The following is an 8069-nucleotide window of genomic DNA, read 5'->3' on the forward strand; positions in this document are numbered from 1 at the left end:
CAGGGGAATAGCAGGATGCCAGACCAGCCTACGAAGACGAAGCGATCGCGTTTGAGCCAGTCGTCGAGGACATCAAATATGCCTCTTTCGGTCTGGGCGCGTCCGACTGCGATTGTCATAAAAAATACTCGGTAAGTGGGAAACTAAGTGGGTTGAGCCTACAGAGGAAAACGACCCTTCGACTACGCTCAGGGCATCGCACGAGCGGTTTTAACCGCCTTGAATCTTTCTTTACCATTACCGCCTTGGAGTTGCTTGATTTGGTGTACTTTTGTAATGTACTTTCAGTGGGACAGTTACCACCTCAAACCTTGCAACCCTGTACGCATAAGGTTTGCTCTTGTGGAGCCTCCCTTTCGGGGTAATGTTCGCTTCGCCAATGTTATAAGAGCTTGTTAGACTTGCAACACTGTCTCAGTGACCTTAAGACTGTTTAATTGCAAATGACAGAGCGGAAAACTAGCGTCGCATTCTCCGGTGTCGTGACTCAAATAACGTAGCCAGTTAAGGCTTAGGCTGGTCAGCACAGCTTGCTTAATCGCTCTTACAAGCTCAGTCCCTTTAGGGCTGGGTTACTGACTTACGCAAATCTCCAAATGGATATAATTACAACGGATTTGTCTCTAGTCTGTAGTCTCCAACCGTTGCCTCTGCTTAGCAGAAAACGAGTTGGATTATGAACAGACTTTACTTTTCTTTACCGTAATCAAGATTATAGAGGTAATTCTTTACAATGGCAACTATTTCTTAAAAAACTTCCGGATCTTGATTTGTCCGAAGTCCCGGAAGTCCCAGAAGTCCGCGAAGCCCTGGAAGTCCCCGAAGTCTTTGCCCTGCATTTGGGAACTTCTACTATATAGGAGTCTCTGCGCTTTGCGTCAGAAGCCCGGTGGCTTGGTAGATATATCGCCCTCAACCTCTGATTTTTCTAAGAAACTGGGTTTCCGTGGGTAAGTCCTATATATATACTGAGGATAGAGCTCCAAACTTAGGTTTTTAAGACTATATGTTCAGCATTGACATCATTGTGAAAAATACGCCCGTCTCGCTGTCGGTGCAGCGGAAGTTGGAGGAGGACGCTGAGACTGTTTACCAGCAGGTACTGGCGGCGATTCGCAACTCCCAACCGCAAATTTTGGAACTCACCTGCGAGAAAAATCCTGAGAAAAAGGTGGCTGTACTCAGCAGCGAGATTTCTGGGGTGGTGGTTTCTCAGAAATCGGGGGCGTCATCTACAGGCAGATCCCCTGGCTTTGTCTCGATGTCGGCAGAATGAGGACTGGGGGTGTTGGTGCCGATATGAGCCAGTCAGCCGTTGCTGTGCGGGATTTGGGTTTTTGCTGGCCGTCGGGCGATCGAGTGTTGCAAGGTTGCTCTCTGGATGTACCCAAGGGCGAGTTTTGGATGCTTTTGGGCACTAACGGCAGCGGCAAGTCTACGCTGTTGAGGCTGATGGCTGGGCTGCTGCACCCCCAGTCGGGGGAAATTGACCTCGGCGGGCGGGTGGGTTTTGTGTTCCAAAACCCGGATCACCAATTGGTGATGCCGACGGTGGGTGCGGATGTGGCTTTTGGTTTGGTGGAGGAAAAGCTTTCTAATATTCAGGTGCGGGAGAGGGTGGCGGAGGCTTTGGAGGCTGTGAATTTGCTGGATTTGCAGCGGCGGCCGATTTATGCTTTGAGTGGGGGCCAGAAGCAGCGAATTGCTCTTGCTGGGGCGATCGCCCGTCACTGCGAAATTTTGCTGTTGGATGAACCGACGGCTTTGTTAGATCCTGATTCTCAGTTGGATTTGGTGGCGGCGGTGCAGCGGTTGGTGAAAAATCGCGGGATTACGGCTTTGTGGGTGACTCACCGTTTGGATGAGTTGAATTATTGTGATGGGGCTTTTTTGTTGGAAAAGGGCCAAGTGGTCGATCGGGGAGATCCGGCGCGTTTGAAGCAGCGGTTGATGCAAAGCCAAGATGTTTAGCTGTTAAGCAATTTTTGAATTAAGTTACTCGGCGATTGAAATCGCTTCTACAAAAACGAAGTCTGCCTCTGCAGACTAAAAGCATAGCTGCACGGCAAATCAATCTCGCAATCCTCGATCGCGCAACCAAGCATCTGCCCAAATTGTATCGGCTTCTGACAGCGGTGGTATGACTTCCCAGTTGCGATAATCTATCTTGAGATCATAACTTGCTATGTCGTAAATTTGAGTGAATAATTCCTGCAAGTTTATGACAGGTTCGGTATCGCCCGATCGCAGTGGCAGAGGAAAGGCAGGCATCGCGTTTTGCACGTTAAAAGCGTACAAATCTGCTCTGGGACGGCGATTTCCCCGACACACCAAAACGCTATAGTGGCTTTCAATGTCATTGCCGATAACTGGCATTTTTTGACCGCGCCGCAATAAATCTATTTCAATTAAATGAGTGCGACTGGATAAAATTTCTTCTCGCTTTTCTTCGTACATTTGTCGTCCTTTTCCTGTGCGCTTATTGCTAGGCGAGAGGATTTCAATCAGGGTAATTAGTTCTTGGTTTCCTCTTTCTCTAATTTCTAAATAGCCTTCCCGAACCTGGTAGGGCATGGGAATATTTACTGTAAAGGGTTGTGTTGGTGGCGCTGCAACGGCTACATTTGATGTTATTAATTCGGTTGTGGTTCTTGGCTGAATTACGTTTACGTCAGGAATGCCAATTGACAAATCATCATCAGCGGTTTCATAGATTCTCACTTCCAACGAGACTAAATACTTAGGACGCAGTTGTGGAGACAAAAATCTAAAAATTTCACTAATTAACAAGTGGTGTAGGGCAGGCCAGAGTTCAGGATGCTCTAAATACGGGTCCATACCGGGAAAGGGAGATGGCATTGATTTGACTCCTTGACTTAAGTCTATTTACAGTTTAGCAACTTTCCCGCAATCCTCGATCGCGCAACCAAGCATCTGCCCAAGCTGCATCTGTTTCAGACAATGGCGGTATTGGCTCCCGACAGTAATCTATTTCCATGTCGTAACCCGCAATATCGTATACTTGATTGAAAAGTATTTGCAAATCAACAATAGGTTCAGAGTCTTCGGGACGCAAAGGAACTGGGAAAGCAGGAATTGAATCTTGAATATCAAAAGCATACATATCGCCTGAAGGAAGGCGATTTCCCCTACAAACCAAAATCCGATATTGACTATCAATATTATTCCCAAACACTGGCATTGGTTCACCGCGCCGCAGCAAATCAATCTCAATCAAGTGAGTGCGACTACCCAGTATTTGTTCGCGTTTCTTCTCGTACATTTGCCTTCCTTTGCCCGACCGTTTATTAGTAGGTGAAAGTATTTCGATTGTTGTGACTACTTCTTTGGTTTCCACTCCTCTTATCTCTAAATAACCTTCCTTGATAATTTCTGGCATAGGAAGTGTCACTGTCACTGGTTGTGTTGGAGGTGACAAAACAGCCACATTTGTGGATGGGTTATTTGATGTCTCAGAACGCTGTACAGTTACATCGGGAATACCGACAAGCACTGAATTTTCGCTGCTGGTTTCATACATTCGCAACTCTACAGCCACTCGATATTTAGGACGCAGTTGCGGAGATAAAAATCTGGCGATTTCACTAATCAACCAATGATGCAATTCAGGCCATAGGTTAGGATGTTCTAAATACGGGTCCATACCGGGAAAGGGAGATGGCATTAATTTGACTCCTTGACTCAAGTCTATTTATAGTTTAGTTGAATATTTGTGGAACAGGCATCTTGCCTGTTCTTGGGCGGGCAAGATGCCCACCCCAGAAGACATTTTAATGTTTGGGGAACAGGATTCTTGCCTATTTTTCGCACTTTTCAACGCTTAAACTTCGATCGCCAATTGTGTTTGAATTGGAACGCTGTTTTCATCCAACACAGACACCGCATTTACGAACACAATTGTATGCGAGACTGCGGGCATTAAGCGGCGCAGTGCATTGAGGTAAGATTCGGCATCGCGGCGGCGGGCGAAACGGGCGACTGTTAACCGCTGACAGTTGGGGAGGTGGCGAATTAGATGCCAAGGTTGAAGTCGATCGCGATAAGTCGGTTCTTTTGGTATCATAGATGTGTTCTGCCCACTTTTGTGGGTGGTAAAGGAAAGGCGTTCGCCCTTGATTTCTCAGGTCGGAGGGCGATCGCTTATTTATGTTTTATATTAAACTCGAATACTCGAGTGTTGTCAAGAGGGAATGGGACGAATTAGGCTGCGAGTTCGAGAATTTGCTCAAGAGAAGGGTTGGAATCTGACAGAAGTCTCCAAAAGAACAGGTATTCCATATACCACGATCATTACCTATGCTAATTCTCCAGGTATGGCAACTGTAGACTACACAGCTTTGGACAAGATGGCCCGTGCGTTCGATATTGCGATCGAAGATTTAGTTGAGATTTTGGAACAGTAAACTGATTTGTCAGCGGGAAGATGGGGTTAATACGGTTGCGAGTTCGAGAATTCGCTGAGGAGAAGGGTTGGACGCTGAAAGAAGTCTCTGACAGAACGGGAATTCCCTACAGCACAGTTAAAAAATACGCCCAAGCCCCCAAAATGGCAACGGTGGACTATACGGCTTTGCAGAAACTTGCTGCTGTCTTCGATGTGATGGTGGAAGATTTGGTTGAGGTGTTGGAAAATTAATATGTCCTATTTTGATCGGATATCGGCTGTTTCCCTGTTGTCATCTATTAATTCTTTTGTCATCCTGTCAAGTCGATCGTTTGCGTCCTTGGCAAGTTTAAAACAACCCACACTTACAGCCATGCCACTCGATGTGGTGACAGCGCCTTCAGGAACTTTGCCTGATAATAGGAGTGCCGCACCGACAATACTAATACAGCTAGACAGTACGGCTGCTGCTAGAGCTGCATTAAAACTATAACGCGATTGGCGCAAGCGCTCTTTGACAATAATCATTTTTACTGGGGAGTGAGGGTTGGTGCTTAGTTTGTTATTCATGATTTCGTAGAACCTGTAGACTTCATACTTCTACTATGAAGCCAAATGCCTGAAACCCTGACTACGCAATGATTGTCTTGTTGATCTCTTTTGGCTTTGCTATGATTGCCTTATGCTTTAGATATGACTGCGCTAAAAATTATTTTTATGAAATTGAGGTAATCTATGACAGACTCTAGCCCAGGCAGAAAAAAGAAAAAACTTACTATTGCTGCATCTAAAAAAGGTGTAGAAACAGCAGAAAAAGCTTTGCTCAGGCTAGGATTTGGCTCAAAAAGCAACTTTGCTAGGTCTAAAATGTTATCGCGCAGTACAGTTACCAAATTTTTCACACAATGTCCAATTCTATATGATTCATTTAAAGTAATATGTGATTCACTACAATTAAAGTGGGAAGAAATTTTAGAAACAACAGAAGAGAGCATAAATTTTCAGCCAATAGAAAGACAGCTTAACCCTAGCTCTGATATTGAAGAGGGAGTGAAAAAGAAAATGCTTGTTCGCCAAGTAAATATTGTAGAAAAAATAAGTCAGAGAACCAAAACTGTAATTACATTAAAAGGTGATATAGATTCGATTTCAAATATCCAGGTTATCGCAGCTATTTTAAAAGAACATGGAGGTGATACTATACAAATCACTGATATTCAAGAAGGCAGTATAAAATTAATCATAGAAGGGTCTCAAGAAGATATTGAGCGACTTTTAAATAAGATACAGTCAGGAGAATTAACCGAACTAGATGGGTTTCCAGTCGAGGATGCTCAAATACTAGCAGAAAAAATGCCCGAAGAGATGGGGCATATTGAAATCATACCACAGTTTACCGGAGTTAAATCAATGCAAATCAATCGTCTGTCTCAAATTGAAAAAAACCTGAAATTGCTGCGAGATCAGCAACACGCTTTAGAGCGAGAAGCTATCCTGACAACAGGACTACCAAAAATCCATGCTGAGCAGCGGTTGCAAGAAGAAATTAAGCCGAAAATCCGGGAGTACGAGAAAGAGTATTGGCAGGTTCTCGCTCAGCAAACGAAAACAGTAGAAATTCCCGAACCTGAAGCTGAGATTATTGTTGCCGAGATAGTCGAAGAAGTTGGGCAAATTGAAGTGCAGCGACAGTATCCCGATGAGGTAGTTCAGATTTTGCAGGAAATTCGGGACAAGCTGAACCAACCGGGACAGACAGCGGCAGCGAAACTTAAAGGCGTAATCTCCAGCATTCCGCCGTTTATAGGAATTTCCTACGAGGCAGAATTGGATACAGAGAATTTTTTCCAGCGGCATTTTCCAACGTTTCAGAAGGGGGTTAAGGCACTAGCAAAAAAGTCCTAGACCAGGAGCGAAAAACACCCCATCCAAGTTTCACAAGTTTTTACCAACTTTACGATATTCCCTCCGAACTCGGTTCAAAAAACTTTGTCGGACGGGATGAGGAAATGCAGGATTTGCACGGATTGTTGCAGGATGGAAGGCGCGTTGCCATTGCTGCTGCGTCGGGAATGGGCGGGATCGGCAAGACAGAATTGGCATGGCAGTATGCAAACTTTCACCGCGACTGCAACACATATCCAGCGGGGATTTGGTGGCTGTTTGTGCGGGACAACGATTTAGCGCCGCAGGTGTTGCAGAAAGCGCTGCGAATGGGAATTGAGCCGCCGGATACTCTCGACAATCTGGAGGAACGGTTGCAGTTTTGCTACGAAGAGTGGGCAAAACAAACCTCTGGCAATGCTCTGCTGGTATTGGATGATGTCAGCGATTACCCCGCGGTGCAGCGGTTGCTACCTAGAAATCCCCGCTTTAAAGTGTTGCTGACTGCGCGACAAATTGTGCCGCCGCCTGTGGGGTGTTTGCCGTTAAAAGTGTTGAAACCAGAGGCGGCGCTAAACTTGCTGCGGCTGGCGGCAGGGGATTTGCCGGGAAACGGGCTGGGACGGATTGATGCCCATCTTGAAGATGCTGAAGCGCTGTGTCACTGGTTGGATTATTTGCCTTTGGGCATCGAACTGGTGGGGCGCTATCTGCGACGCAAGCGGGCACTGTCTTTGGCAGAAATGCTGCAACGGTTGCAGAGTCAGCGATTGGAAGCGCGGGCCTTGCAGGAGGCGGAAGCTGGGATGACGGCTAGGCGCGGAGTGGCGGCAGCTTTTGAGTTGAGTTGGGCGGAGTTGAAACCTCCGGCGCGGACGCTGGGGTGTCTGCTGAGCGTGTTTGCTCTGGCTCCGATTCCTTGGGAGTTGGTAGCCGAGTGTTTGCCGGATTGGGATGAGGAGGAGTTGGAGGATTGTCGGGATTACGAACTGCTGGAACAGAGTTTGCTGTCGCTGGTGGAGGATGAAACCTCAGATCCGGCTCAATCTGGGCTGGTGCAGCCACGCTATCAACTTCATGCTTTGATTCGGGAGTTTTTTGCGGCCAAATTGCAGGGACACGCCGATGCTGAGGATTTGCGGAGAAGTTTTGCGGTGGCGCTGACAGCGGTGGCGAAGACGATTCCGCCGGCTGTGACGCTGGAGGTGCAGGAACGGGTGAAGGAGGCGTTGCCTCATTTGGAGGTGGTGGCGGAGCAATGGTCACATCTGCTGGAAAATAGTGATGCTACGCGGTCTTTCACGGTTTTGGGGCTGGTTGCTCAGGGACAGAGTTTGTGGGCAAAGGCGGAGAAGTGGTTCAAAGCTTGCCTCCAGATGACAGAGAAACGCTACGGAGCCGACCATCCCGATACAGCAAGTAGTTTGAACAATCTGGCATTGCTGTACTCTGCAATGGGACGCTACGCGGAGGCGGAACCGTTATTAGTGCGATCGCTCTGGATTAACGAGCAACAGCTCGGAGCCGACCATCCCGATGCAGCAAGTAGTTTGAACAATCTGGCAGGGCTGTACGATGCAATGGGACGCTACCCAGAGGCGGAACCTTTGTATGTGCGATCGCTCTGGATTAACGAGCAACAGCTCGGAGCCGACCATCCCCACACGGCAATTAGTTTGAACAATCTGGCATGGCTGTACGATGCAATGGGACGTTACCCGGAGGCGGAACCCTTATTAGTGCGATCGCTCTCGATCAGGGAGCAACAGCTCGGAGCCGA

10 protein-coding genes and 1 pseudogene are annotated in these 8069 nt (G+C 47.2%); 6 read left to right on the plus strand and 5 right to left on the minus strand.

Annotated elements, in window-relative coordinates:
- Positions 1–119: pseudogene (locus QUA43_RS09610) on the minus strand (photosystem II D2 protein (photosystem q(a) protein)); the annotation flags it as partial.
- Positions 120–1006: 887 nt separating this feature from the next.
- Between QUA43_RS09610 and QUA43_RS09615 the strand changes: the two are divergent.
- Both QUA43_RS09615 and QUA43_RS09620 read left to right on the plus strand, forming a co-directional pair.
- Positions 1007–1276 carry a hypothetical protein gene (locus QUA43_RS09615; RefSeq protein ID WP_333373244.1) on the plus strand — a complete coding sequence of 90 codons (270 nt, stop codon included), beginning with the start codon at positions 1007–1009 and terminating at the stop codon, positions 1274–1276.
- Positions 1273–1971, plus strand: coding sequence for an energy-coupling factor ABC transporter ATP-binding protein (locus tag QUA43_RS09620; RefSeq protein WP_445301958.1), 699 nt, complete (start codon positions 1273–1275; stop codon positions 1969–1971). Before QUA43_RS09615 ends, QUA43_RS09620 begins: the two co-directional genes overlap by 4 nt.
- Before the next feature lie 99 nt (positions 1972–2070).
- On the opposite strand, the gene QUA43_RS09625 is transcribed toward QUA43_RS09620, so the two are convergent.
- From QUA43_RS09625 to QUA43_RS09635, 3 genes are all read right to left on the minus strand, one after another.
- Positions 2071–2859 carry a DUF4058 family protein gene (locus QUA43_RS09625; protein WP_333373250.1) on the minus strand — a complete coding sequence of 263 codons (789 nt, stop codon included), beginning with the start codon at positions 2857–2859 and terminating at the stop codon, positions 2071–2073.
- A 34-nt stretch (positions 2860–2893) separates the two neighbouring features.
- Positions 2894–3685 (minus strand): DUF4058 family protein, encoded by a 792-nt coding sequence (locus QUA43_RS09630; RefSeq protein ID WP_333373253.1) that lies wholly within the window; start codon positions 3683–3685, stop codon positions 2894–2896.
- Between the two features lie 156 nt (positions 3686–3841).
- Positions 3842–4084: a hypothetical protein gene (locus tag QUA43_RS09635; RefSeq protein ID WP_333373256.1), complete on the minus strand. Its 243-nt coding sequence runs from the start codon at positions 4082–4084 to the stop codon at positions 3842–3844.
- A gap of 127 nt (positions 4085–4211) precedes the next feature.
- On the opposite strand from QUA43_RS09635, the gene QUA43_RS09640 reads away from it, so the two are divergent.
- Complete coding sequence (locus QUA43_RS09640) at positions 4212–4424, plus strand: helix-turn-helix domain-containing protein (protein WP_096831645.1); 213 nt, start codon at positions 4212–4214, stop codon at positions 4422–4424.
- Between the two features lie 20 nt (positions 4425–4444).
- Positions 4445–4657 (plus strand): helix-turn-helix transcriptional regulator, encoded by a 213-nt coding sequence (locus QUA43_RS09645; protein ID WP_333373258.1) that lies wholly within the window; start codon positions 4445–4447, stop codon positions 4655–4657.
- Between the two features lie 6 nt (positions 4658–4663).
- On the opposite strand, the gene QUA43_RS09650 is transcribed toward QUA43_RS09645, so the two are convergent.
- Positions 4664–4975, minus strand: a complete 312-nt coding sequence (locus QUA43_RS09650; protein ID WP_333373261.1) for a TRADD-N-associated membrane domain-containing protein — start codon at positions 4973–4975, stop codon at positions 4664–4666.
- Between the two features lie 165 nt (positions 4976–5140).
- On the opposite strand from QUA43_RS09650, the gene QUA43_RS09655 reads away from it, so the two are divergent.
- Together QUA43_RS09655 and QUA43_RS09660 are read left to right on the plus strand one after the other, a co-directional pair.
- The gene (locus QUA43_RS09655) at positions 5141–6310 is read left to right on the plus strand and encodes a hypothetical protein (protein WP_333373264.1); all 1170 of its coding nucleotides are present in this window, start codon (positions 5141–5143) and stop codon (positions 6308–6310) included.
- Between the two features lie 104 nt (positions 6311–6414).
- Positions 6415–8069 (plus strand): tetratricopeptide repeat-containing protein (locus QUA43_RS09660; RefSeq protein WP_333373268.1); only part of this gene is annotated, 1655 nt, incomplete at its 3' end.

Origin of the sequence: Microcoleus sp. N9_B4 (assembly GCF_036701635.1) — a bacterium.
Lineage (GTDB): Bacteria > Cyanobacteriota > Cyanobacteriia > Cyanobacteriales > Microcoleaceae > Microcoleus.

What these genes read in the sequence shown, in the direction of transcription:
- QUA43_RS09635 (WP_333373256.1), bottom strand. Translation starts at nt 4,084, where the DNA reads ATGATACCAAAAGAACCGACTTATCGCGATCGACTTCAACCTTGGCAT.
- QUA43_RS09620 (WP_445301958.1), top strand. Translation starts at nt 1,273, where the DNA reads ATGAGGACTGGGGGTGTTGGTGCCGATATGAGCCAGTCAGCCGTTGCT.
- QUA43_RS09615 (WP_333373244.1), top strand. Translation starts at nt 1,007, where the DNA reads ATGTTCAGCATTGACATCATTGTGAAAAATACGCCCGTCTCGCTGTCG.
- QUA43_RS09650 (WP_333373261.1), bottom strand. Translation starts at nt 4,975, where the DNA reads ATGAATAACAAACTAAGCACCAACCCTCACTCCCCAGTAAAAATGATT.
- QUA43_RS09645 (WP_333373258.1), top strand. Translation starts at nt 4,445, where the DNA reads ATGGGGTTAATACGGTTGCGAGTTCGAGAATTCGCTGAGGAGAAGGGT.
- QUA43_RS09630 (WP_333373253.1), bottom strand. Translation starts at nt 3,685, where the DNA reads ATGCCATCTCCCTTTCCCGGTATGGACCCGTATTTAGAACATCCTAAC.
- QUA43_RS09655 (WP_333373264.1), top strand. Translation starts at nt 5,141, where the DNA reads ATGACAGACTCTAGCCCAGGCAGAAAAAAGAAAAAACTTACTATTGCT.
- QUA43_RS09625 (WP_333373250.1), bottom strand. Translation starts at nt 2,859, where the DNA reads ATGCCATCTCCCTTTCCCGGTATGGACCCGTATTTAGAGCATCCTGAA.
- QUA43_RS09640 (WP_096831645.1), top strand. Translation starts at nt 4,212, where the DNA reads ATGGGACGAATTAGGCTGCGAGTTCGAGAATTTGCTCAAGAGAAGGGT.